The following is a 24168-nucleotide window of genomic DNA, read 5'->3' on the forward strand; positions in this document are numbered from 1 at the left end:
CAATGACAAACGAAATTCTAAGGCTGTTTTCACCAGCGCATTTCCCTTTCTCCACCAACTCCAAACTTAGTCTCGCGGTAATTACCGATTTGCTTGACCGTACTAACAATTTCGATGCTACGGGGAATAGAAATAATTTTGCACAATTATATATTAAGCAACTGAAGTCCAGTGTAAAAAGTGGAAGTAAGAGAACGAATACCTATAAGCTAAAAGAGGAAATTGTCTTTGTTTATGAGCAAGAGCAAGGCGACCATTTAATTGAAATGTTCAATATATCCTTTCCGAATGAGCTACGCAATTACGAAATATGGAAGAACATACTTAAGCAGGACTCTAATTTTGATCAAATCGATCCCAATACATTTATTACGAAGGTAAGCCAAACTACTCAACCAGTATTTGAACTAGCTGAAAGGTTCAATCCCGCTTATTCAGGACCCGATGAAATTCCACCTGAAGCTATAAACCCTAGAACTGGTCTTCCTATAGGTTTAAAGCCGCAAACACATCATCCAATTGGATTGAAAGGTCGTTATAAACATCTAGGAATCGGTCAAATGAAGATAGCTATTCAGGCACCTAGTAATGGTACTATGTCTATAGGAATTACCATCAGCAATGTTTTTAATAGAATTGCACATGCACGAAATAATATTAGTAAATTCATTGATCAGTTATACCGAGATAGCATAGTACGTGCTGAAGTGAAATGCTATGAAGAAATATTAACTATCCATTTTACCGATGAACAGCTCGTGCAAAATGCTAGGCGATACCATTCAATTCTTAATAGCAAAGCACAATTATATGGTAACCAGCTAAGGTGGTATCCGCCCTACTCTTATCAACAATTTGCTGAAGCAAAAGAATGGAAACTTAAATTAATAAATCAGTTGTTTGAGGATTGTAAAAGCATGAATAATACATTAATAACAAATTGCATAGATTGTGGAATAGCTAGGATTGAATATAAGATAGGGGGAGAAAGGATTTGCGCTGTTAAATTACTATAAGATGCGGTCGGCATTTAATTATTTAACCTATTAATAACGCATATTATGAATATAACTAATACGATTTGCCTCATACTGTTAATGGTTTTGGGAGCTTGGTTGGTAAAGAAGTTTACATCTTTATTTAAAAACAAAGAACCAGGAATTAAAATTGAAAACGATCAGAAAGAACAATTCTACAATAGAACATTTCAAAGAAAGCCGATACCCTTTACCATATTTCATCCTGCTGACGACAGTTTAAATACTGAAGGAAGAACTGATATACTTTTTAAAGAGGTCTTCTCTGGTTGCTCTTTCGATTCATACCATGATGTATTAATGGACAGCAGACATAATCCATCAGATGATTATCTTAGATCTGGTTTACGCTTGACGACTAATGGAGATGTATTTCTTTATGATAACAAATATTACCAATTGTTTGATGATGTTGGTTATCAACATCCTCACAGCATTCAAATTCAACCTAGATTAAGGTCACCAAGAAGATTTCTAGATTCATAATGTAAAGAGCTACACAATGTGGCTCTTTACCTTTTTAATTTATTAAATTTATTTAGATATTTGAACAGGACGCACTCATTATGAAAGATTTTTTATTTAATATCCTTCCAAGAATTAAGGCATATTCCAAAGAGCTTGATATCACAGAAAATATAATCGATAAGCCATGGATTTGGATATCGGGTGATGGTACAAATCAAAAACTAGTCTTCAGAAGAGACGGAGTTCTATTAATGATTAATAATGGTGATGTAAAAACTGGCTCATGGGAATACATTGAGAGTTTAGACTCATTCCTTATCGATAGGACAATAGACAAGTTGTTAATGAAACATCAATTCTTGAATGATTCAGTAATGCTTCTAAAGAAAGATGGTGCACAACCGTCAGAAATCTTACCTTTTGTGAACGAGCTTAAAGTTCCTAATCTAGATTACGTCCAATACTTTAATGATTTGATTACAAAGAGCAGTAACTTTGATAATCACAACGAAATTGAGTTTACAATAGGCACATCTAAGCAATCAAATAAATTGATGCTCGCAACGTTAGATGAACGAGAAGTTGAAGTACATAAGCAACAACTAAACGATGAAATCGAACCTATTCTTGGAGAAATCGTATTCGATAGTTACGGGGCGCCGCTTAGTGGCTACTACAAAGTACCAAATATCATACTTAAAAGATCAAGTGAATTGCTTAAACGTGGTCCGCGACTTTATCATTTTAAAGATGGTAAGTTGATTGAAGAGTTCAATCTTGAGTTCTTTAGAACACAGCACAATGGAAGGTTAATAAACATCTATCATAAACAGTATGGCATTATTCAAAACTCCGCTGCCTTATTTGCAGATAATTATCAGGAAGTACATGGGATTAAGTTTTCATGCGCATTATTAACTGTAATAACTATAGAACATGGAAGGGTGGTGCGGGAGTCTATGTTTTAATTTTATAAATTAGATTCTTTAAATCCTAAAACCAATCCCCTCCCAACTTTGCTGCTTACAGCGGGAATGGTATTGGTTTAGTCTTTATATCAGTGGTTCAGCAGCAGACAGCTTTCTTTTAAGTTTCTGCGGTTACTTTTAGTCAGTGGTGAGTCGGTTGGGGCAGTGCAAACTCGATTAGGAAGAAAGGAATTACGCACTGTCTAAGCTCACGAAAAACACACGCCATCGCTGCGCTTTGTCATGGTTTTCCTTTTGAGCAAGCGGAGTGCTCCATGAATGCTTTCTCTATCTTTATCTAGGATTTGCTGCGCTTCATCCTGGATAAAGCTAATCGCATTCCACTCTTCAGCTCACCTGCGCAATCGAAAATGCTGCACGATCGTCATGATACTTGATACAAGTATCTCGCCAATCGCTTGTGTTAAAACATAGATCGGATCCCGTTGCTTTGCAACTGCTGATCCTCACACATTTTCTCAGTTCGCAAGCGGTGAGCCGACTACAGCATCATTAATAAATTAGTTATTAGCTGTAATACTCGCTGTGCTTTAATACCGGGATTGCATCCAATTCGTGAACTTTGCGTAATAGTAATTCAAGTCGATCCTTCTTAGTTTTGAAATCATCATTATCCAAATTAACATTTACTGCTGTTCCTGCCATACAAACCATCAGCATGCCTTTGCCTCCACCTACCTCGGAATAATCTATATCAGTGCCAATTATTGCGTTTCCACCATGCAAAGCACAAGTTAGACGCAGTTTCTTCTTACATATATCTTCACCCGACGAAACTTTATTGGCTAAAGTGGAGGATTGACCTCCTGTAAAATCAGCCCATGAGCCAGATAGTTCAGACAAAAAACCTGTTCCTGATATGGATTGTGCACTTATCAAACCAAGAATCTTATATGTCCAATTACGAGGGTCTGGTATCGTGATAATTGGAATCGCTCCAATCAGGTTTTCGATGTCGGACATCAGCGTTGACTTCAACGTGTCTACTTCTGACTTCTTCTGTGATATTATTGCCAAACCACAATCATTGCAATACGCTTCAGATTGAGGATCATGGAATGAATTGATTAGTGCTATTGTTGATTCACTAAGAAGCTGTCGAGAGGTTAAAAGGCCTTCTATTTTCTTTTTGCAATTAGGGCAGTGTTTATTTGACATGAGATGTAATCTAGTGGCTCAATATAACCACTTTGATTTAATGTTTAAAACTTAAATTGTATCATGTACAATACGTCGATATATTTGCTAATATTATTAGTATTTATTGTGTAATGATCGTTAGTTATGATAAGAGAATTAGATATACCGAGGAATGATGTATTAGATACTTTAGACAACCCTGGTAAGGTTTCCGGATTCATATCTCCTGCGGAGGATTATAAACAGCGGAGATTGCATATTGCACAAAGAATTGTTAGTGATCCAACTAATACTTTTTATTTTGAAGCAGATGATGACCAAATGAGATACTTCGGTATTATGAAAGGAAGTATAATCATAGTTGATAAATCAATTACGGTTTTGTCTGGAATGTTAATTGTTTGCTGCGTTGATGAAGAATGGTTAATAAGAAAGTTAGTGATCAAAGGTCATAACACCTTATTATGTATTAATGATACTATGGATGCGTGTTTAAATGTCACAGGAAAGCAGATTGCCATCTTCGGTGCAGTAACTTGGGCTTGTTTACCATATACCAATCAAAACAATGTTCGCACTGGCAGATTGTAATAATTTCTATGCAAGCTGTCATAGACTATTTGAACCTAAGCACAACGGCTTACCGGTTATTGTATTAAGTAATAACGACGGTTGTGTAATTGCAAGGAGTAACGAAGCTAAAGCTTGTGGAATTGCTATGGGTGCTCCATACTTCAAAATAAGGGAGGAGATTAGGAAACATAACATAGCAGTATTTAGCAGCCATTATACTCTTTATGGAGATATAAGCGCAAGAGTAATGACAAACCTAGCGAGATTTACGCCTAACGTTGAGGTTTATAGTATTGACGAATGCTTTTTAGATATGAGCGGATTTGATAACCTTCAAGAATACGCTACAGAGATCAGGAAGACTGTAATTAAAAATACTGGTATTCCAATTAGCGTGGGTATTGCGCCAACTAAAGTGCTTGCAAAGGTTGCAAACAAAACATCTAAGAAATATGATGGTGTAATGATTCTGGAATCAGAGGATCAAATTAACGATGCGCTATCTGATTATCCTGTTGAAGATCTTTGGGGTGTTGGGCGTCAGTTTGCGCATAAACTCATTAAAGATGGAATTGAAACCGCAGCACAGTTCCGATCTCTTCCAGTTGATTGGGTTCAAACGCACATGACAATTGTTGGAGTTAGAATGTGGCGAGAGCTTTGGGGCGAAAGTTGTATTCCATTAAAAACTGTATTAGATCCAAAGAAAGGGATGTGCACCAGTCGGGCATTTGGTAAGCTCACTACAGATTACAATGAATTAAAAGAAGCTACCTCAAGTTATGCAGCGAGATTAGGCGCCAAATTAAGAAGAGAGAAACTTTGCACCAGTATCCTATCGGTTAGGTTACTGACGAACAAATTTGGTTCAGAAGCTTCACAAGCATACCCATCAATTACAATTCCATTGGAACATCCAATAAACAATACAGTTGATCTAGTGAAGACTGCACTATTTGGATTAAAGAAGATTTACTTACGTGGTTATATGTTTCAAAAGGTTGAAGTGACAGCAACTGGATTAATACCGGAAACAGAAGTGCAGCTGAACATCTTTAGCGAATTTAAAGGTGTTAAACACGACAAAGTATCAAAAGTATTGGATCAACTAAATCTTCACTATGGAGCAGGAACGTTAAGAATGGCTGGCGAGGGTAAAAATCAAAAGTGGTCAATGAAACGTGAGTTCCTTAAACCCTTTTACACTACTAACTGGAATGACATTATAAAGGTTAAATAACATGAAAGAACTATTAAGCTTACTGAAGCGATATTTATTGAAAGACGCGGCAACTCTAAACCAAATAACAGATAAGCCTAAGACCAAAAGGAAGAAGTAAAACAGGACTGCTTATCAAGCTGTTATATGATATTAATAATTAATATATGTGCGCTAGATATACATTAACAGCAGAGGAAAAGGAAATATTAAAAACGCATCCGCACCAGATTCAAGGTGAATGGACACCTAACTATAACCTCGCCATCACACAAAAGGGATTAGTAATAACTGCTGACGAGCCAGACATTATTCAACAAATGGCTTTTGGCATTGTGCCATACTTTGCTGACAGCTTAAAGTTGACTCGAGATACCTGGAACATTAAAAGTGAAACAGCAATGGAAAGCAAATTATGGAGACCACTCCTTGTAAATCATAAAACCTGTTTAGTAATGGCTGATGGTTTTTATGAATGGAAGAAAGATGCTAAAGGGGAACAGCAACCCTACCGCTTCACAGTTAAAGATAGAAAGCTGTTTTGCTTTGCAGGCTTATGGTCACAATGGGTTGATCCAGAAACAAAGGAGAAGTTTCGTACTTATGGTATATTAACTACAGAAGCAAATCCGTTGGTGGCTGAAATTCATACCAAGAAACGTATGCCTGTAATACTAACTAAACCTGAGGAAGAGATATGGTTAAGCAAGACACTTCCGCTGGATACCAAAATGATGGTATTAGATACCTTCCCCCAAGAACTAATGAAACGAATCGAGGTAAGTAAGCGTGTTAATGCAGTTTCTACTTTGAAGAAACCTAATAATGATTCGGATCTACTTCTACCATTGAACAGTGATGATGATCTTTAGACATTAACTTAATAACTTGCATATTATTAAAACATAAAGTTGCATCGTCCTACGGACTTTACTGCAACGATCGTCGCTCAATACGCAAGCGGTACGCATTCTTTATAAAAGCTATTACTTTATTCTTTTCAAGTCCAACTTGATCAACACATGATCTACTTCTATTTTGTTGCCATTATCATAATACGGAGGGCTCATCGCATGGGTGATATCGCCTGTTAGCGACAAAGAGCCATCGAATTCTTTTACAACATTCCAGTTATTGACAAAATAAATACCTTTTCCCCCTAAACTAAGATTGATGTCTTTGCCATATTTATTTGATGTGAAAGGAATTGTTGTCATGATTTTGTATTCATCGAGGATAACGACATTATTTCCTTCAAAGGTTAATTTAACCGGTGCGATTAATGTCGGAGTGTAAGGAGTTATTTGATTGTTATTGGAGTCGAAATATGCCGTACTGTATCCCTCACTAAGCCATTCCCCTTGAAGCGTTTGATCCATCATCAATCCTCTATCCTTCTTACAGCCTACAAATAAAATGACTAATAATATTATTGTAAATGTGTTTCTCATATTAAATATTAAATATTAAACAGCAATTATAGCAATCTCTCCAGAATAATCACTCCGTTATTAACAAAATAACAATTTGATAACACCTACAATAATGTCAAAACTTAATACAAGTATCTCGCCAATCGCTGGTGTTAAAAACATAGATCGGATCCCGTTTCGCTGCAATTACCAGTTCTCACACATTTTCTCAGTTCGCAGCGGTGAGCGAGACTATCAAATTTTTAAATCGCAATTTTGCTTGAGTTAATATAGATTTATGAAACACTAGAATTATTTAGCATATAAAATTATCTTTACCGTCCGAATACGTTTACATTATATGACAGCATACCAACTTAAAGAATTAGAATCCAACTTATGGCAAGCAGCGGACAAACTTCGGGTTGACAGCGGACTGAAAGCAAGTGAATACTCAACACCAATCTTGGGACTTATTTTCCTTCGCTTTGCTTCTATCCGTTACAACAAAGTGAAAAAGGAAATTGCTGCTGAACTGTTAGCACAAAAGAAATCACGACTGCAATTAAAGGAAGAGGAAATAGCCATTATGAAATGTGGTTTTTATTTGCCAAAAGAGGCTGAATATGATTATCTCTTAAATCTTCCCGAAAAAGAAGACATTGCCAAAGCCATTAAAAAGGCAATGGAACAAATAGAATATTACAAACCTGAACTGAAAGACAGTTTGCCCAAAGACGAGTACTTTAAACTCTATACTAAAGACGACAGAAGTTTACCCAAAACTTTACTCAAAACATTTAAAGACATTCCTGAAGATGCAACGGGAGATGTATTTGGTAAAGTGTATGAATATTTTTTAGGTGAGTTTGCATTAGCCGAAGGTCAAGGGGGTGGAGCATTTTATACGCCAACCAGTGTTGTAAAACTAATGGTTGAAATTATTGAACCATACAAAGGAACCATATTTGACCCTGCCTGCGGTAGTGGCGGTATGTTTGTGCAGAGTAGCGATTTTGTGGACAAACGCAGAGAGGAATTGCATGACGATGATACGAAAGACCTGATGGTTTATGGCAGTGAAAAAGATTCTGAAACGGTGAAACTTGCCCGAATGAATTTAGCTGTAAATGGTTTGCGTGGACAAGTAATGCAAGCGAACGCTTATTATGAAAACCCTTATGACAGCTATGGCAAATTTGATTACGTGATGGCAAATCCACCTTTTAATGTGGACGAAGTAAATTATGATAGAATAAAAAACGATAAGCGTTTTAATGAATACGGAATACCTAAAAACAAAACCAAACCTAACAGTAAAAAAGAAGCAGCCGTAAACAGCGTTCCAAACGCAAATTATTTATGGATAAATCTATTTGCTAGTTCATTAAAACCAACAGGAAGAGCTGCTTTGGTAATGGCAAACAGTGCGAGCGATGCAAGAAATAGTGAAGCGGAAATAAGACAGAATTTAATTAAAAGTGGCGTGATTGACTGTATGTTGACTTTGCCAAAGAATATGTTTTATACGGTTACTTTACCTGCTACACTTTGGTTTTTTGATAAAGCGAAAAAGAGCAATGAACATAAAATACTATTTGTTGATGCGAGAAATATTTTCAGACAAGTAACCCGTTCTTTAAGGGAATTTACCGAAGAGCATATTCAAAATATTGCAGTAATTGTACGCTTGTACAGGGGCGAAACCAAACGCTTCAAACAACTTTTGGTAAAATACCAAAAGCAAGCAACCCATTTTGAAAAGCAAGCACAACAGCAAAACATTATTGTTGAAAGAATAAAGAACGAGAAGCCTAAAGAGGAAAAAGAAATAAAACGTTGGGGAAAACAAATTGACGATGCCGAGAAAAAACTTAAAGCTTTAACCGACCAACAAAATTATTTCTTAAGTCATATTGATTGGCTGAATGAACGCTTTCCAAATGGAATATATGAAGATGTAACAGGCTTATGTAAAGCTGTAACACTTGTTGAAATTGAAGAACAAGAGTATTCATTAAATCCCGGTAGATACGTGGGTGTTGTAATTGAAGAGGATGGTTTGACAGAGCCAGAGTTTATATTTGAAATGAAAGAAAGAAATTCAGCATTAATTGCTTTAAATAACAAAGCAGTTTATTTAGGTAACTTAATTTCTACTAACATTAATTCATTTGAGGTTTAATGATCCATTCAAAAAAAATATATCAAACGGAAATAAAAATTATTGATGGTGATAGGGGTGTAAACTACCCAAAACAATCTGATTTTTATAATGACGGTTACTGTCTTTTTCTGAACACGGGTAATGTTACCAAAGAAGGGTTTGAATTTTCGAGGTGTTCATTCATTACGGAGACAAAAGACAGGAAACTTAGAAAAGGAAAGTTGAATAAGAATGATGTTGTAATGACCACGAGAGGCACAATTGGAAATCTTGGTTTTAACAAGGCTAATATTCAGTTTGATAACATTAGAATTAATTCCGGAATGGTAATAATTCGTGCAGATGAAATTGAATATTCCAATGAATTTCTTTTTTACATATTTAGGTCCACATTTATGCAAGAGCAATTTCAATTGTTTGCTAGTGGCACTGCTCAACCTCAATTACCAATTAAAGACCTACGCAGAATAAGTATTCCAGTAATTGATTTCCAAATTCAACAAAATATTGCCTCAATTCTTTCTGCTTATGATGAATTCATTGAAGTAAATAACAAACGCATCAAATTATTAGAACAAACAGCCAGTGAAATATATAAGGAATGGTTTGTAAGAATGAGATTCCCTGGATTCAAAAAGTCAAAATTCAAAAAAGGCATTCCGACTGATTGGCGAATTGAGCCTATCGGAAAAGTTATAGACTATCATATTGGCGGTGGTTGGGGCAATGACAATAAAGACAATCAGTTTTCAGTTTCGGGCTACGTAATTAGAGGAACAGATATTCCAAAAGTTAGATCAGGTCAAGCAAACCAAGATGTCTATCGTTTTCATAAACCATCAAATATGAAATCGAGAGAATTAATTGAAGGAGATATTGTTTTTGAAACAGCAGGAGGCAGCGAAGGACAACCACTTGGCAGAACTTGTTACATAACACAAGAAATTTTAGATGCCTATGGTGATAAAGTTATGGCAGCAAGTTTCTGCAAGCAAGTAAGAACAACAAGCATTCCTTCTCTTTATCTGTATTATTTTCTTCACTACCTATACGATACAGGAATGATTGAAACCTATCAAATTCAATCAACAGGAATAAGCAACTATCAGTTTGAACCATTTTTAAAATTTCAACAAATCATTTTACCAGAAGACGATTTGATGCAATCGTTTCATGATCTGGTTTTGCCGATGCAAAAACAGATTGCAGTGTTAGGAAATCAAAATACTCAACTTCGCCAAATAAGAGATAGATTATTGCCAAGATTGGTAAGTGGAAAGTTGCAAGTTAAAACAGATAGCAAATCTAAAAAATCAGTAATGGCATAAGTAATGGCAAATTTTATATCAGAAGACCAAATAGAAAAAGCTACAATTGAAGTGTTTGTAAACAGCCTAGGTTACAGACATATCAACTGTTTTGTGCAAGATGGGACTGGAAGAAAAAATGAAACCGATGTTGTTTTAAAACCTATTTTAAAAAAAAAATTACAAGATTTAAATAAACATTTATCTGCCGAAATTATTGAAGAGGCCTTCAATCTAATTTGTAAAACCCGTTTTGATAAAAGCGATCTAATGGCTAACAAAGAAATTTACAGCCTAATAAAAGATGGTGTTCAATTAAGCATCAACAATACCAATGGAAGGCAAGAACCAGTAAGTGTTAAGGTAATCGATTTTAAGGACGAAACTAGGAACGATTACTTAGTTACTTCGCAACTTTGGATAAAAGGCGATTTGCGTTTGCGACCTGATTTGATTGTTTACATCAATGGTTTGCCTTTGGTGTTTATCGAACTAAAAAACTCAAACATTCCTCTTCGCAATGCCTACGATGATAATTTAAGAAGATACAAAAAGCAAATTCCTTTATTGTTTCGCTACAATGCCTTGTGTATGCTGAGCAACGGTATTGAAACTAAGATTGGTACCTTCAGCTCAGGCTATGAATATTTTTTCAATTGGTTAAGACCAGCAAGTGAAAAACAAGTTCCGGACAAGCAACGAATTAAAGATTATGGAGTGAGTTTAGATTTTGCTGTATTGGGTATATGTGAAAAGAAACGATTATTGGATTACCTTGAAAACTTCATTTTCTTTTACAACGACACGGTAAAAATTTCGGCAAAGAATCATCAGTTCTTAGGTGTAAACAATGCCGTTGACAATTTCGCACTTCGTCTACATCACGACCAAGAAGGAACAGACGCAGGTAACAAGGGAAAATTAGGCGTGTTTTGGCACACACAAGGAAGTGGTAAAAGTTATAGCATGATTTTCTTTACCAAGAAGATTTTTAGACGATTTACGGGTAACTATACTTTTTTAATTGTTACCGACCGTGACGATTTGGATGGGCAAATTTACCGCAACTTTTTAGGAGCAGGAGCATTCAGCAAAGATACCAAATGTCAGCCAGCCAACAGCGAAGAGTTGAGAGGAATGTTGCAAACCAATACCAGATACATTTTTTCACTCATTCAAAAGTTCAGATACGATAAAGGCAAAAAATATCCATTGCTTTCAGACAGAAACGACATAATTGTTATTATTGATGAAGCCCACAGAACACAATATAAGGACTTAGCAGACAATATGCGAACAGGCTTGCCAAATGCTCAATATATTGCATTTACTGGCACTCCATTGCTTGGCAGCAAACAATTAACCGAAAACTGGTTTGGTAAAACCATTTCAGAATACAACTTTAAACAGAGCATTGATGATGAATCAACTGTTCCTTTGTTCTACCATAAACGAGTGCCACAAGTTCTTTTACAGAATGATGATATAAACGATGATTTGGCTGAAATTGTAATGGACGAAAATTTGTCTGATGCAAATCAGGAAAAGCTTGAAAAAGAATTCTCGCAAGAAATGAGTGTTCTAAAACGTGACAGCCGATTAGAAATCATTGCAAAAGATATTGTTTATCATTTTCCAAGAAGAGGGTATTTAGGAAAAGGAATGATGATTGCCATTGACAAATTCACGGCCGTGAAAATGTACAACAAAGTAAAACGCCTATGGGAAGAAGAAAAACGAGAATTACAAAAGCAAATAAATGAATCCAAAAACTTAGAAGATAAAACAGAGCTGAGACGCATATTGGAATGGATGCGAAAGGCAGACATGGCAGTAATTGTTAGTGAAGAAGGAGGAGAAGAAGAAAAGTTTGAAAAGAACGATTTAGATATTAAACTTCATCGCAAGCGAATGAAAACGGCTGATGAAAACGGATTTGAATTAGAAGATAAGTTCAAAGACCCGAAAGACCCTTTACAACTGGTTTTTGTTTGCAGTATGTGGCTCACTGGTTTTGATGCACCAACGGTTTCGACCTTGTATTTAGACAAGCCAATGAAAGACCACACCCTTATGCAAACTATTGCAAGGGCAAACCGAGTAACGGATTTTTCTATCAATGGCAAACCAAAGAAAAATGGACTTGTCGTAGATTATTACAATGTATTCCGCAATCTTAAGAAAGCGTTTGCCTCTTATGGTGGCGGTTCTATAGGTACAAGTGAAAATGAAAACGAAAATTCACCTGCTAGAGATATAGAAGCTTTGTTTGTTTTACTCAAAGATGCAATTACAGAATGTGAAACCTACTGCAAAGGCATTGGAGTTGATTTGAACTTAATTGCTCAATCTACTTTGATCTTTAGCAAACTCAGTTTGTTTGATGATTTTGCCGACATTATTGTTGCCAACGATGAGCAGAAGAAACAGTTTATAGTTTATGATAATACCGTTGATGCATTATATGAAGCTTGCCGACCAGATATAAATGCAAGAAGAAGCGAATTTCCTTTAGCTGCAATCATTCATTATTTGCGCGAAGTAATAGACGGCAGAGCAGACAGAGGAAATTTGGATAATGCAAAGCGCAGAATTAGTCAGTTATTAGACGAAAGCATAATTGCACAAGAAGAAAACATCGTATCGAAAGAAGGAAAAACCGATTTGCAAACGGCAGCAGAAAAGCGAGAATTTTATATCAAGGCATGGAAGCAAATTGATTTGAGTAAACTTGATATTGAGAAGTTAAAACAAGAATACAAACAGGCTCCACACAAGAATATTGAGATTGCAGACTTACGGGCTTTCATAACCGACAAGTTGCAAATCATGATGGATAGGAATTCAACCCGTAGAAGTTTTGCTGAAAAATTGCAGGAAATAATTGACCGCTATAATTCAGGCAACTCAACAAATGAAAATTACTTCGATGATTTGATGGCTTTTGTTGAGAAGATGAAAGAGGAAGAAATGAGAGCCGCCAAAGAAGGTTTGACAGAGGAAGAATTAGAACTGTTTGATATTCTTAAAAAAGAAAAGCTAACTAAAGACGAGGAGCAGAATGTAAAATTAGCTGCGAAAAATTTATTGCAGCGTCTGAAAGAAGATAGACCTAAAGTTTTAATCAACGATTGGCATAAAGACCTGCAAACAAAGTTACAAGTTCAAACAGCCATAAAAAAAGTATTGGACGCATCGCTTCCTCCAATATATGACAGATCAATTTATGCTAATAAATGTGATGCTGTGTTTGATCACTATTATATTATGGCAACATCTGGGGATTCAAGAGCCTTTTTTTAATTATTTTTATCGTCAAACAACCTTAATATTATTCCTAAATAGAACTAATTTTAAAGGGAATAGCAGATCTATTTAATCATTAACTAAATTTAAGCTTGTAATCTCAACATGCTTAAAGGAACTTCTACATAAAATCTCTGTAAAAAGTGGTTATCTATTTTCCAACACCCTGTCAACTTTTGATTTCACATACTTAAATATGAGTATTTACGGTTTCCCGTAGAATTCTTAATTTATTTTATCAGAGATTAGAGAAAATTTATAGACGCATGAAAACATTCTTTACTCTATTAATAGTTTTTGCTTTCCAAATAGCGAATGCTAAATACAAACAAACCGCTATTGCAAGGTATATGACTGAAGACGGTTGGTCGAAAAAATATACTGTCGATGTTACTTTTATATCAGGATCAGAGTTAAACGATGCCACAAGTTCATTTAAGTATTCATCTTATGCTGTTTACGCTGTTATCTTTTGGGGACAGGATCGTGCTAGTGTTATCAAATTGTCAACCATTTTATCATGTGGTACAGAGGTAACTAAAAGCTGTATAACCAATACCGTTATGGATTTGAAAGGTAAGGATCAGGATGATGATGAATGGAAAATATGCGTGAGTGATTACTGCTTTTAACTTTATCGTAAGTCTTATTTTTGGATAGAAGTTGACGAATTTCCAGTTGCTCTGCCAGTGCTAATTCTCACATATTTTCTCAGTTCGCAGGCGGTGAGCAACATGTGATGCGAATCGAATTTTGATTTCTCACATATGATTTATACATTAGTGCATTGAATGTCCCTAATCGCTCTTACTCTAAAATCCAATCAATTCTCATCTAAATAATGTACCATTTCAAAATTGGACCAGAATTTCTCACATCAAAAGATATTACTTGTTACTAAAACGTATCAAGCTGCAGTAGCCAACCAATACTTAATTGTCCACAAAACGACATACTGGATAAGAATAAAAAAAGACAGTCTGGACATAAAGCTATTGAGCTTAATCGTTAAACAACAGTTTGCAAGCGACAGCGTTTTGGAAAATAATAAATACGATTATGAGTCAAAAAAAAAGCCTATTAAATCAACTTGAATTAGGATATGCTCCTCTCACCGCTTTTGAATTCGCGCTTGTTAAAGATGACCTAATGATAGAGCTTGCTCTTAAAGAGGCTAGCATTTACGTCATTGGGCAGCGACCTGTTATAACATTCGAGAATGTCCGACAAAGTTCTGCGAAATATGAATTAGAATTCGAAATTCATCAAAAAGGAAATCCTAATATTTTATCTTGTAAGCTCCCTTTAATTCAACCATCACTTGGCTCTAATGATAAAGATTTAATTTCTGCCGCTTTTAACTTTTTAGATAAAAAAAATAAGCAGGTATCGCCTCCATTTTTTAATATTCATGGCTTTTCATTATTAGATACTAAAACAGAAAGTAAGAAGTTCTTGATTTGGTTTTCACCAGAGAAATTACTCCAGAACTGGTGGAAAGGTAATATTAATTGCCAAATTGAGGGTGATTTTAAATCGTTTTTACAATATAAAGTTCATTACGTTGGCAAAGCAACGAAGCAGAGTATTTTGAAACGATTAACTGGACATTCAACTTTGCAAGATATTTTATCTCTGGAAGATACAGTAACCGAAATGCAATTACCTGCAAACGAAGTTGTTATTTTACCATTTAAATTTCAAGATAACTTAGAAATACAAGCTTTTGATGAAAATTCCGATATAGAAACAATGGTTGCGGCAGTGCAAGGCAAAAACTATCCAGAGCAAGAAAAAATTTTTCTTGACGCGGAAAAAGCTTTAATCAATTCAATGAAGCCTTTATATAATAAAGAGTTGTTCAAAAACTACCCTTTAAGTAAAGATGGGTTATATCATGACAATTACTCATCTCTGTCCTACACATTTATGGATCCAATAACTCTAAAATATAAAGATGGAGAGATAAAGGGGGGGGTCAACCCCTTAGGGGGGGACGCAATTGTAATATTAAACAAAACGCATGTAAAATTAATTAAAGCTAGTGAATAATACAGATAGTATACCATTTAAAGATATCATCGAGCAAAATCGATCAGATATTGCGTTTATTGTTGGGAATGGAATAAATCGTTTTCCAGATAATCCGAAAGCTATTTCTTGGGACAATCTGCTGATGAAACTTTGGAATAAGTTTTCACCCGATGTTTATGATCAAGTCCCTAAAGGAGTGACTATAACTGAATTTTACGATTTGTTAGATTTGTCCAACAACAGTGGCAATCCCAGCAATTATGAAATTCAAAAAGAAGCCAGTAGACTATTAGCAGACTGGGACTTTCAAGAACATCATATTGCTTTCATGAAAAAAGCACAAGAGATAAATGCACCAGTACTTACGACAAATTTTGATCTAATTCTTCCAAGCGCATTGAACCTGCATCAGTATTATACTGATACAAAAACTTTTTCAGACTTCTATCCTTGGACTACTTATTATGGAAATACTCAACTAAATTATCCAACAGATGGTTTCGGTGTATGGTATATAAATGGAATTGTGAGATATCACAGAAGCATACGTTTGGGCCTTTCCCATTATATGGGATCAGTCGAAAAGGCAAGGAACTTTCTACATAAGGGAGATGATAGAAAATTATTTGGCGGTAAAAATCAAGATAATTGGCGAGGCTCAAAGACATGGCTTCACATTATTTTCAACAAACCCTTGTGTATATTCGGGCTAGGTATGGAGGAAAATGAGGTTTTCATACGTTGGTTATTGATTGAAAGAGCTAAATATTTTAAAAAATTCCCTGATCGTAAAAAGAAAGGGTGGTATGTCGCTCCTAAAAATGAGAATCCAGATGACCGAGCAATTGGAAAAATTAAATTTCTAGGTGCTATCGGATTCGAAATCATTGAAGTTGATAATTATAACGAGATTTATGAAACACCATGGATGTGATTCTTCCTTTCAAAGAAATCCACTTATTTGAAGCAATTGAGCTACATGGATTATTACAAAATATTTAAACTAATTAGAAGTATCAAAGAATGGAGAACGTTTTAGAGCTGAAGACAATTAATGAATTACAAGATTATAAATTTTACATTCCTTCCTACCAAAGAGGCTATAGATGGTCGCGCAAAGAGGTAAAAGATTTATTAGATGACATTGATGATTTCAAAGCAAAACAAGTTATTGATTCAGATGAAAAAACGTGGTATTGCTTACAACCAGTAGTTATTAAAAAAAGGGAAGATGGTTTATTTGAAGTAATAGATGGTCAACAACGACTGACGACAATTTATTTAATTTTGCAGTACCTAAACCAAGATTTTATTGAGGTCAGAAGAGACAAACTTTTTGACTTGGATTATCAAACTCGAAAGGATTCAAAACTATTTCTGAATAGTCTTCTTGTCGAGAATAAAAATGATAATATTGACTTTTATTATATGTGGGATGCGTACGAAGCTATAAATGAATGGTTCGAAGCTAAGCAAATAAATTTTGACAAGGGAGATTTTCGCTCTAAGTTCAAATTTCAATCAAAAGTTATCTGGTACCAAAGTTATGAAGAAGATCCAATTGCCATTTTTACAAGAATAAATATTGGTAAAATCCCATTGACAAATTCTGAACTTATCAAGGCGTTATTCCTCAATAGTTCTAATTTCGAAACGAAAACATCTGACAAATTAAAATTAAGGCAGCTTGAAATTGCTACAGAATGGGATCAAATTGAACATTCATTGCAGAATGATAGATTATGGTTCTTTCTTACTGGAAATAGAATTAGCACAAATCGAATCGAATTTATTTTTGACATGATGAACGATGAGGCTGACATAACAGATAAATATTCAACATTCAGATTTTTTAATAAAAAGTTTAAACTCAAAACGCCTCAAACTATCGAAATTAATTGGCTAGAAATTAAGAATAGATTTCAACGTTTTAATGAATGGTTCAACGAAAGAGATTTGTACCACAAAATTGGTTATTTAGTATGCATTTCTGATATATCAGTAAAAAAATTATATGAGAAATCAAATCAGATGACTAAAAGTGATTTTAGAACTTATTTAGATATTCAAATTAAAACTGAACTGAAAGGTGTTTCAATTAACGAACTTCAATATGGAGATCGGGCTGTTACAAAAGTACTTTTACTTTATAATATTCTAACAATGTTAAATAATGAAAAGGATAATTCATACTTTCCTTTTGATTTATATAAGGAGCAAAATTGGGATATAGAGCACATAACTTCGGTCAAAGATTCTCTACCTGAAGAAAAGCATCGCGAACAGTGGATGAAAGATGCTATTACCTTTATCGACGTGGATAAACCAGATGGTCGAGCATTGAAGAGAAAGAGTTTAAAGTGCAATATATCAAATGATACAGATTTCGAAAATATTTTTAAAGAAATTGTAAATCACTTTAATTCAAATCTGAACGAAGAGGGAGTTGATGACATTTCCAATCTAACTCTATTAGACTCTGAAACTAATAGGGGGTACAAGAACTCAGTGTTTCCATTAAAAAGAAAAACAATCATCGATAGAGATAAAAATGGAACTTTTATACCAATATGCACTAAAAATGTGTTTTTGAAATATTTTAGTGAATATCCACCCAAAATTTCGTTTTGGACGCAGGACGATAAAAATAACTATGAAAATGATTTGAAAACTGTTTTAAAAAATTTTTTAACTTTTGAAGATAATGGATAATAAATATAAAGGAAAGACACTAAATTTTGTTGAGCTTTTAAATCTTCACAATATTGAAATCCCAATTATTCAGAGAGATTATGCACAGGGAAGAAAAGATGAGCACGAAATAAGAGATAATTTTCTTACTGCATTACATAATAGTTTAAATTCAAATAAACCCATTAAATTAGATTTTATCTATGGCAGTAAAGTCCAGAACTCGTTTCAGCCACTTGATGGCCAACAGCGACTCACAACGTTATTTCTACTTCATTGGTATGCAAGTTTAAGAGATACAGAATCAATTGATGAAATTAGAGTTTTGCTGAATAAATTCACTTATGAGACTCGCATAAGCTCTCGGGAATTTTGTAAAGCTATAGTTAATAATAAGCTAGGACCAACACATTCTGACACGCCTTTAAGTGATCAAATTATTAACTCATCTTGGTTTTTTCTCTCCTGGAAAAAGGATCCAACTATCGATGCCATGCTTCGCAGTATCGATGATATTGATTTGAAATTCAAAGATGTCGGAAGTTTGTGGGAAAAGCTATCCTCACAAAATTTAATAAGCTTTTATCATGTCGAGTTAGAAAACATAGGCTTGACCGATGACTTGTACATAAAAATGAATGCGAGAGGAAAATTATTATCTTCTTTTGAAAATTTTAAGGCCAGTTTTGAAAAATTTGTAAACGATAATAAATGGGAAGTAAATTTATTACCGACCGATACTTTTGCTTTTCTGATTGATACAAAATGGACTGATTTTCTCTGGAAAAATTTTAGGAAAAATAATGGAATAGATGAGGCATTCATTAGATTCATTTCATCGGTTGTTATGATAAGGTTATCATTAGAAAAATACGATGATCGCATAACAACTATTAGTAAACTTCAAGAGAACCCCAACAATGTTCGTCCTGAAAACATTTCATTCAGTACATTTTCTTATTTAAAGGAATGCTTTGAACTTTATACGAAAATTTACCATGATGGTCTTGATTTGGAATTAAAATTTCCACTTTGGAGACACAAACCCAAGAAAGATGTTCTAACGGAAATAATATTCGAAGACAATGTTTTTGCGCAGATAAATAGTGCATCATATACACAAAAAGTGTTGTTTTATGCTCAGACTGAATATTTACTAAAAGCTGGCCCTTTTAAAATTGATAAATTTGAAGATTGGATGCGGGTTATTAGAAATATAATTTCTAGGGGTAACGTTGACAGAAATGGTAAACGTCCAGACATCATCAGGAGTCCTCAAACCTTTGATGGAGTTATTAATTTAATAAGCGAATTATCTGATGGATGTGGTGATATTTATATCTTTTTAGCCGCTAAAGAGAAATTAGCTTCATCATTTGCCAAAGACCAAGTTGATGAAGAAAAAACGAAAGCTAAACTAATTTTATCTAATCCTTCGAATAAAGAAATTATTTTTAAAACAGAAGATAATGAACTTTTTATGGGACGAATAGAATTTGCGCTATACTGTATTGATGACTATGATCCAAGCAATTTTGATGCGCAAAAACTTCAAGATGTCCAAAAAGTAATGTCAAAATTCTTTCACAGAGAAACTGACATTTCAAATGATTTGAGACGAGCTCTTTTAACAATTGAAATAAATGGAAAATATGACTATTATAGCTATTGGTGGTCATTTTGGAATGTGGTTAGCGCTAACAAAAGATGCTTAATCGATAATTTCAGGGAATTAGAATACTATATATATAGTTCTCATAGAGAATATTTTAAGAAACTGGTTATAGCTTTAACTTCTAAAGAGCTTTCTGAAATAATTTCAGAATTTAATCCACCCGAAAACATGCCAGTTTGGAAAAAGAAATTGATAAAAGATCGTACGTTGCTAGATGAAAAAAGCAAGTCAAATTATATAGCGATTCCTAACGATGAAAGTTGCTGTTACTTGTTAAGAAGTAAACGTCCTCGAGAAATAGATGGATGTTTTCAAGTTCAATAAACTTGTAATTTTAATAATTGAAATCAAAACGCCTACAGATTACTTGATTTCGTAAACTTATATAATACTTTAGTAATACAGCAATATCGCTGTTTCTTAAAACCACTAAAATGAAAATTAATTTAAATGACCCCAATGATTTTACAATAGAAAATGTGAAGAAGTTAATTGCAACGGAAGATGATAGTGTAAACACTCAATTCAGGCTAGATAAATACGGAAACCTGCATTTATCAACAAATTATGGCAATATGAATCTTGATGGAATAATTTTTAGAATCGAATCTAATATTGCCGGAAATGGATATGTTGGTAAAAATGCAGCAGCCGACGATAGTTGGGCTCAAAGAGTTTTTAATGTATTCAAGAAAAACTGGCCAAATCCAATATCAAGCTACTCAGACACTTTTTAGGATAATTGAAGACCTTTATTGTTAAAGCGAATCTTTTATTTAAATAATACTTGATGATATTTATTTAGGACACTTTTTATTAATGGTTATACTATAAATATTTAGTGTCCTAAAATATTTGAATTAACATTATATATAATTAATAATTACACAAATTTAAGCTTTAATCTGCTGAAGCGTCCAAGAACTTCCCGCATAAACGCTCGATCCTTACACACAGGCTATTTATTCGTTTGCTTCTTGGACTTGATTAATTAAAGCTTGCCATCGTACCATAATTAATTCATATGAATATGGTACAGGAACAAACCTCATTTAAAGTGGCTGAAGTTGAAGTAAGCTACAAATCAAATTACAACATTACGGAACGTCCTAAAATAAACAGTTCACAGGATGCTTACCGATTATTGATGCAACATTGGCAATTAGGCAAGATTGAACTTTTAGAAGAATTTAAGGTGCTACTACTGAATACAAGCAACCGAGTTTTAGGAATTGTTGATATATCTGTTGGTGGAGTATCAGGAACTATGGCCGATCCTAAAATTATCTTCGCTGTGGCATTAAAAACGAACAGCAGTAAATTAATACTTAGCCATAATCACCCAAGCGGAAATCTAACACCAAGTGAAGCTGATAAAAGATTAACTCAGAAGTTAAAGGAGGGTGGTAAGCTTTTAGATATTGAAGTATGCGATCATATCATCGTTAGTAATCATAGCTATTTTAGTTTTGCTGATGAGTGTTTAATGTAAAATCACTAAATTGGCGACAAATAACAGATTATATACCCCGCAACTTGGGTCAATATGTTCGCTTTAAGTTCTTTTAAACAAAGATTAAAATGATAAATGCTAGTGGCAAAAGAGCCGACAAAACAGCCGACAAATTGGCTAAAATTAGCGGTTTTAGAAGGTAATTTTGAAGAATATCAGAGATAGACTAATATGCAAATTGGTTCAAAAACCGCGTACACCATCCCAAAAAGTTCTTCCATCTTCGTTAAACTTTTGCCAGCTGTATTTGAAGGGTTCTGATTTTACTAACCAATGATTCATATAAAGATTTAAGATTCAAATCTACAATTAAGAGTTGATTTTATAAACCAGAATCCTCATAAAATAACAATGGCGATTCTGTTTTAGAAACGCCATCGGGATAAATTATATCTGGAAACCTAAACTACGTTAGCCTTCAAATGTTGGATTTTCTATTAATCCAATTACATTACCAAAAGGATCGAAGATGCTGCCCACCCAAATTGGTCCACCAACGTTATTTGGAGCTTGATGAATTTCGACTTCCAATTCGCTAAAACGTTCAAAAGTTTTCTTAATATCATTAACACCCCAGTAAGTGATAGAATGGTTGCCATTACTGTAACCTGAATCATCAGGATCTAAACCTAACTCAAAACCTCCAATGTTATAGCCAACATAGTAAGATTCATCAAAATAGGGTTCAATATCGAAAACCTTTTTGTACCATTCTTTGGCAGCTGTTAAGTCGCCAACATAATAAACTATCGTTCTTAATCCTTGTAGCATAGGGTTTAGGGTTTAGGGTTTAGGGTTTAGGGTTTAGGGTTTAGGGCAACCTTTCGGTTTGAAAATTGTTTATTGTAAACTGAAAACTCATCTAGTGTACTATCTTAAAAACCAATTCTTTAAGAAGTTCGCCATCGCTAACATTGCCCGAACTTTCTAAGCCTTTGCTTTTCAAATCGTATTCTCTGAGCAAGCTAATTACCTGAAAGACTTTTCCGGTGTGGTAATTTCTGGCGGCAACTTCATAATCTTTTATAAAAAAAGGAGGAACGCCCAAAGCGGATGCCGCATCTGCCTTATTTGGTATATAATGATATTTCAAAAGCTTGGTAAAGTAACCACCCAAATTAGCTAAAACCATAACCGTGGGATTTGCTTTTGGGTTACTCGCAAAATAATTAATGATTTTATTACATTTCAAAACATCACGAATAGCCAAAGCTTTCTGTAATTCGAACACATTGTACTCCTTACTAATGCCAATATTTTTCTGCACTAAATCCGTATTGATAATTACATCCTTAGGCACATTCAGCATCAGCTTTTCAATCTCATTTGCAATTTTAGAAAGATCGGTTCCTAAATATTCGGCCATCAAGGCCGAGGCTTGCTGATCGATTTTATAACCTTTTTCTTTGATGAAATCTTCAATCCAGGGAACGAGTTTATACTCTCTAACAGGATCTGATTGAAAAATCAAACCACTTTTATTAATTGCTTTATAGATTTTTTTACGCTTATCGAAGTTCGCATACTTATAAGCAAGTACTAAAATGGTACTAGGTAAGGGTTTTTCGAAATAATTCAGCACAAATTCTGCCTCTTTACTGCCAGCATCTTCTTTTCCCCATTTTAAATCCTGTGCTTCTTTTATAATTACCACCTGATAATCAGACATCATTGGATATCGCTTTGCGGCTCCTAAAACCGTCGCCATATCAGTATCCTTCCCATACAAAACTGTTTGATTAAACCCTTTTTCGGCATCATTCAACAGCTTATCTTCAATATAATCGGTTACCTGATCGATATAATAAGATTCTTCCCCATGTAAAAGATAAACAGGTTTGAATTTTCGGGCTTTAATATCTTTTATAATTTCGGCAGCAGTCATTGCCGTAAAATTACAATTTAGCTTTTATGATTTTGATAAATGTTTATAAACAATATTAACTTTGACCATTATTAATTACAGGGCATTAGTAGCCCTAAACTAACAACTTCCGATTCACGACTGCATGTTCAACCCTACTCCACTTAACCTTCCTCCGTATCCATTTAAAATTACCAGGAAAGATGATGTAGTTTTTATTTTCGATGAATTAAGGAAGAAACATTTGGTGTTAACTCCCGAAGAATGGGTACGGCAACATTTTATCCAGGATTTGATCACCAGCAAAAAATTCCCAAAAAGCTTGATTCAAATTGAAGGTGGACTGGTTCTGAATCAACTGCAAAAGCGAAGCGATATTCTAATTTATAACACTGCCGGTGAAAAGTTAATGCTTATTGAGTGTAAAGCTCCAAAGGTGAAAATTACGCCTTCTGTGTTCGATCAGGCATCACGGTACAATTCCATACACCAGGCCAAATGGATTGTTTTAACTAACGGTTTGCAGCACGTTTATGCTAAAATGGATTTGGAAAAGGGAAGCTTTGCTTTTGCACAAGAGATGCCGGATTATTTTGATTTGTAATGTTAACTATTAGAAATGTCAATGTGAGCCTGTCGAAGACCTTATTCACACAATATCCTTCTACAAGCTACAATTGACGCTTTTATTTTCCGTCCTTTGCGATCCCGATTCTTCATCGGGAGAAGCTTCAAAGCAGTGTCTCTGGAACAATCTCATTTGATAGCACACT

The 24168-nt window shown here is 34.5% G+C and carries 21 protein-coding genes and 1 pseudogene; 17 read left to right on the forward strand and 5 right to left on the reverse strand.

What is annotated here, in order from left to right; all coding sequences use genetic code 11:
* Window positions 1–2 precede the first annotated feature (2 nt).
* The 3 genes from ACZZZK_RS06605 to ACZZZK_RS06615 all read left to right on the forward strand — a co-directional run bounded on the left by ACZZZK_RS06605 (window position 3) and on the right by ACZZZK_RS06615 (window position 2473).
* A complete protein-coding gene (locus tag ACZZZK_RS06605) occupies window positions 3–1016 on the forward strand; it encodes a hypothetical protein (RefSeq protein ID WP_463483460.1) in 1014 nt (337 codons plus the stop codon).
* A 45-nt stretch (window positions 1017–1061) separates the two neighbouring features.
* Entirely contained in the window at window positions 1062–1523 is a 462-nt protein-coding gene (locus ACZZZK_RS06610) for a hypothetical protein (protein WP_463483461.1), read from the forward strand.
* 80 nt (window positions 1524–1603) lie between these two features.
* The gene (locus ACZZZK_RS06615; protein ID WP_463483462.1) at window positions 1604–2473 is read left to right on the forward strand and encodes a hypothetical protein; all 870 of its coding nucleotides are present in this window, start codon (window positions 1604–1606) and stop codon (window positions 2471–2473) included.
* A 528-nt stretch (window positions 2474–3001) separates the two neighbouring features.
* Here ACZZZK_RS06615 and ACZZZK_RS06620 read toward each other — a convergent pair.
* Window positions 3002–3652: a heavy metal-binding domain-containing protein gene (locus ACZZZK_RS06620; protein WP_463483463.1), complete on the reverse strand. Its 651-nt coding sequence runs from the start codon at window positions 3650–3652 to the stop codon at window positions 3002–3004.
* Window positions 3653–3778: 126 nt separating this feature from the next.
* On the opposite strand from ACZZZK_RS06620, the gene ACZZZK_RS06625 reads away from it, so the two are divergent.
* The 3 genes from ACZZZK_RS06625 (at window position 3779) to ACZZZK_RS06635 (ending at window position 6298) form a co-directional block, all read left to right on the forward strand.
* Window positions 3779–4225, forward strand: a complete 447-nt coding sequence (locus ACZZZK_RS06625; protein WP_463483464.1) for a LexA family protein — start codon at window positions 3779–3781, stop codon at window positions 4223–4225.
* Entirely contained in the window at window positions 4203–5447 is a 1245-nt protein-coding gene (locus ACZZZK_RS06630; protein WP_463483465.1) for a Y-family DNA polymerase, read from the forward strand. The genes ACZZZK_RS06625 and ACZZZK_RS06630 overlap by 23 nt, the downstream gene beginning before the upstream one ends.
* Before the next feature lie 146 nt (window positions 5448–5593).
* Window positions 5594–6298, forward strand: a complete 705-nt coding sequence (locus ACZZZK_RS06635; protein WP_463483466.1) for an SOS response-associated peptidase — start codon at window positions 5594–5596, stop codon at window positions 6296–6298.
* 114 nt (window positions 6299–6412) lie between these two features.
* Here ACZZZK_RS06635 and ACZZZK_RS06640 read toward each other — a convergent pair whose 3' ends face one another.
* Window positions 6413–6877 carry a hypothetical protein gene (locus tag ACZZZK_RS06640; protein ID WP_463483467.1) on the reverse strand — a complete coding sequence of 155 codons (465 nt, stop codon included), beginning with the start codon at window positions 6875–6877 and terminating at the stop codon, window positions 6413–6415.
* Between the two features lie 322 nt (window positions 6878–7199).
* Between ACZZZK_RS06640 and ACZZZK_RS06645 the strand changes: the two genes are divergently transcribed.
* From ACZZZK_RS06645 to ACZZZK_RS06690, 10 genes are all read left to right on the forward strand, one after another.
* Complete coding sequence (locus ACZZZK_RS06645) at window positions 7200–9023, forward strand: type I restriction-modification system subunit M (protein WP_463483468.1); 1824 nt, start codon at window positions 7200–7202, stop codon at window positions 9021–9023.
* Window positions 9023–10333, forward strand: a complete 1311-nt coding sequence (locus tag ACZZZK_RS06650; RefSeq protein WP_463483469.1) for a restriction endonuclease subunit S — start codon at window positions 9023–9025, stop codon at window positions 10331–10333. Before ACZZZK_RS06645 ends, ACZZZK_RS06650 begins: the two co-directional genes overlap by 1 nt.
* A 3-nt stretch (window positions 10334–10336) precedes the next feature.
* Window positions 10337–13615, forward strand: a complete 3279-nt coding sequence (locus ACZZZK_RS06655) for a type I restriction endonuclease subunit R (RefSeq protein WP_463483470.1) — start codon at window positions 10337–10339, stop codon at window positions 13613–13615.
* A gap of 269 nt (window positions 13616–13884) precedes the next feature.
* Window positions 13885–14250: a hypothetical protein gene (locus ACZZZK_RS06660; RefSeq protein ID WP_463483471.1), complete on the forward strand. Its 366-nt coding sequence runs from the start codon at window positions 13885–13887 to the stop codon at window positions 14248–14250.
* Window positions 14251–14677: 427 nt separating this feature from the next.
* Window positions 14678–15670 (forward strand): hypothetical protein, encoded by a 993-nt coding sequence (locus tag ACZZZK_RS06665; protein WP_463483472.1) that lies wholly within the window; start codon window positions 14678–14680, stop codon window positions 15668–15670.
* Window positions 15663–16586 carry a hypothetical protein gene (locus ACZZZK_RS06670; protein ID WP_463483473.1) on the forward strand — a complete coding sequence of 308 codons (924 nt, stop codon included), beginning with the start codon at window positions 15663–15665 and terminating at the stop codon, window positions 16584–16586. The genes ACZZZK_RS06665 and ACZZZK_RS06670 overlap by 8 nt, the downstream gene beginning before the upstream one ends.
* Window positions 16587–16675: 89 nt before the next feature.
* Window positions 16676–18364: a DUF262 domain-containing protein gene (locus ACZZZK_RS06675; RefSeq protein ID WP_463483474.1), complete on the forward strand. Its 1689-nt coding sequence runs from the start codon at window positions 16676–16678 to the stop codon at window positions 18362–18364.
* Window positions 18357–20342 (forward strand): GmrSD restriction endonuclease domain-containing protein, encoded by a 1986-nt coding sequence (locus tag ACZZZK_RS06680; RefSeq protein ID WP_463483475.1) that lies wholly within the window; start codon window positions 18357–18359, stop codon window positions 20340–20342. The genes ACZZZK_RS06675 and ACZZZK_RS06680 overlap by 8 nt, the downstream gene beginning before the upstream one ends.
* 110 nt (window positions 20343–20452) lie before the next feature.
* Window positions 20453–20755 carry a hypothetical protein gene (locus ACZZZK_RS06685; protein ID WP_463483476.1) on the forward strand — a complete coding sequence of 101 codons (303 nt, stop codon included), beginning with the start codon at window positions 20453–20455 and terminating at the stop codon, window positions 20753–20755.
* Window positions 20756–21042: 287 nt separating this feature from the next.
* A complete protein-coding gene (locus ACZZZK_RS06690) occupies window positions 21043–21510 on the forward strand; it encodes a JAB domain-containing protein (RefSeq protein ID WP_463483477.1) in 468 nt (155 codons plus the stop codon).
* 207 nt (window positions 21511–21717) lie between these two features.
* On the opposite strand, the pseudogene ACZZZK_RS06695 reads toward ACZZZK_RS06690, so the two are convergent.
* The 3 genes and pseudogenes from ACZZZK_RS06695 to holA form a co-directional block, all read right to left on the reverse strand.
* Window positions 21718–21813 (reverse strand): annotated as a pseudogene (locus ACZZZK_RS06695) (EVE domain-containing protein); the annotation flags it as partial.
* A 129-nt stretch (window positions 21814–21942) separates the two neighbouring features.
* Window positions 21943–22302, reverse strand: a complete 360-nt coding sequence (locus ACZZZK_RS06700; RefSeq protein ID WP_463483478.1) for a VOC family protein — start codon at window positions 22300–22302, stop codon at window positions 21943–21945.
* Window positions 22303–22393: 91 nt separating this feature from the next.
* Window positions 22394–23416 (reverse strand): DNA polymerase III subunit delta, encoded by a 1023-nt coding sequence (gene holA / locus ACZZZK_RS06705; protein ID WP_463483479.1) that lies wholly within the window; start codon window positions 23414–23416, stop codon window positions 22394–22396.
* Window positions 23417–23540: 124 nt separating this feature from the next.
* Between holA and ACZZZK_RS06710 the strand changes: the two genes are divergently transcribed.
* A complete protein-coding gene (locus ACZZZK_RS06710) occupies window positions 23541–23999 on the forward strand; it encodes a type I restriction enzyme HsdR N-terminal domain-containing protein (protein WP_463483480.1) in 459 nt (152 codons plus the stop codon).
* The last annotated feature ends 169 nt before the right edge of the window (window positions 24000–24168 follow it).

This window comes from Pedobacter sp. AC163 (assembly GCF_979258665.1).

Bases quoted from the DNA above. Each gene is read 5' to 3' on its own strand.
- ACZZZK_RS06605 (WP_463483460.1), top strand. From the start codon at position 3: ATGACAAACGAAATTCTAAGGCTGTTTTCACCAGCGCATTTCCCTTTC.
- ACZZZK_RS06610 (WP_463483461.1), top strand. From the start codon at position 1,062: ATGAATATAACTAATACGATTTGCCTCATACTGTTAATGGTTTTGGGA.
- ACZZZK_RS06615 (WP_463483462.1), top strand. From the start codon at position 1,604: ATGAAAGATTTTTTATTTAATATCCTTCCAAGAATTAAGGCATATTCC.
- ACZZZK_RS06620 (WP_463483463.1), bottom strand. From the start codon at position 3,652: ATGTCAAATAAACACTGCCCTAATTGCAAAAAGAAAATAGAAGGCCTT.
- ACZZZK_RS06625 (WP_463483464.1), top strand. From the start codon at position 3,779: ATGATAAGAGAATTAGATATACCGAGGAATGATGTATTAGATACTTTA.
- ACZZZK_RS06630 (WP_463483465.1), top strand. From the start codon at position 4,203: ATGTTCGCACTGGCAGATTGTAATAATTTCTATGCAAGCTGTCATAGA.
- ACZZZK_RS06635 (WP_463483466.1), top strand. From the start codon at position 5,594: ATGTGCGCTAGATATACATTAACAGCAGAGGAAAAGGAAATATTAAAA.
- ACZZZK_RS06640 (WP_463483467.1), bottom strand. From the start codon at position 6,877: ATGAGAAACACATTTACAATAATATTATTAGTCATTTTATTTGTAGGC.
- ACZZZK_RS06645 (WP_463483468.1), top strand. From the start codon at position 7,200: ATGACAGCATACCAACTTAAAGAATTAGAATCCAACTTATGGCAAGCA.
- ACZZZK_RS06650 (WP_463483469.1), top strand. From the start codon at position 9,023: ATGATCCATTCAAAAAAAATATATCAAACGGAAATAAAAATTATTGAT.
- ACZZZK_RS06655 (WP_463483470.1), top strand. From the start codon at position 10,337: ATGGCAAATTTTATATCAGAAGACCAAATAGAAAAAGCTACAATTGAA.
- ACZZZK_RS06660 (WP_463483471.1), top strand. From the start codon at position 13,885: ATGAAAACATTCTTTACTCTATTAATAGTTTTTGCTTTCCAAATAGCG.
- ACZZZK_RS06665 (WP_463483472.1), top strand. From the start codon at position 14,678: ATGAGTCAAAAAAAAAGCCTATTAAATCAACTTGAATTAGGATATGCT.
- ACZZZK_RS06675 (WP_463483474.1), top strand. From the start codon at position 16,676: ATGGAGAACGTTTTAGAGCTGAAGACAATTAATGAATTACAAGATTAT.
- ACZZZK_RS06680 (WP_463483475.1), top strand. From the start codon at position 18,357: ATGGATAATAAATATAAAGGAAAGACACTAAATTTTGTTGAGCTTTTA.
- ACZZZK_RS06685 (WP_463483476.1), top strand. From the start codon at position 20,453: ATGAAAATTAATTTAAATGACCCCAATGATTTTACAATAGAAAATGTG.
- ACZZZK_RS06690 (WP_463483477.1), top strand. From the start codon at position 21,043: ATGAATATGGTACAGGAACAAACCTCATTTAAAGTGGCTGAAGTTGAA.
- ACZZZK_RS06700 (WP_463483478.1), bottom strand. From the start codon at position 22,302: ATGCTACAAGGATTAAGAACGATAGTTTATTATGTTGGCGACTTAACA.
- holA (WP_463483479.1), bottom strand. From the start codon at position 23,416: ATGACTGCTGCCGAAATTATAAAAGATATTAAAGCCCGAAAATTCAAA.
- ACZZZK_RS06710 (WP_463483480.1), top strand. From the start codon at position 23,541: ATGTTCAACCCTACTCCACTTAACCTTCCTCCGTATCCATTTAAAATT.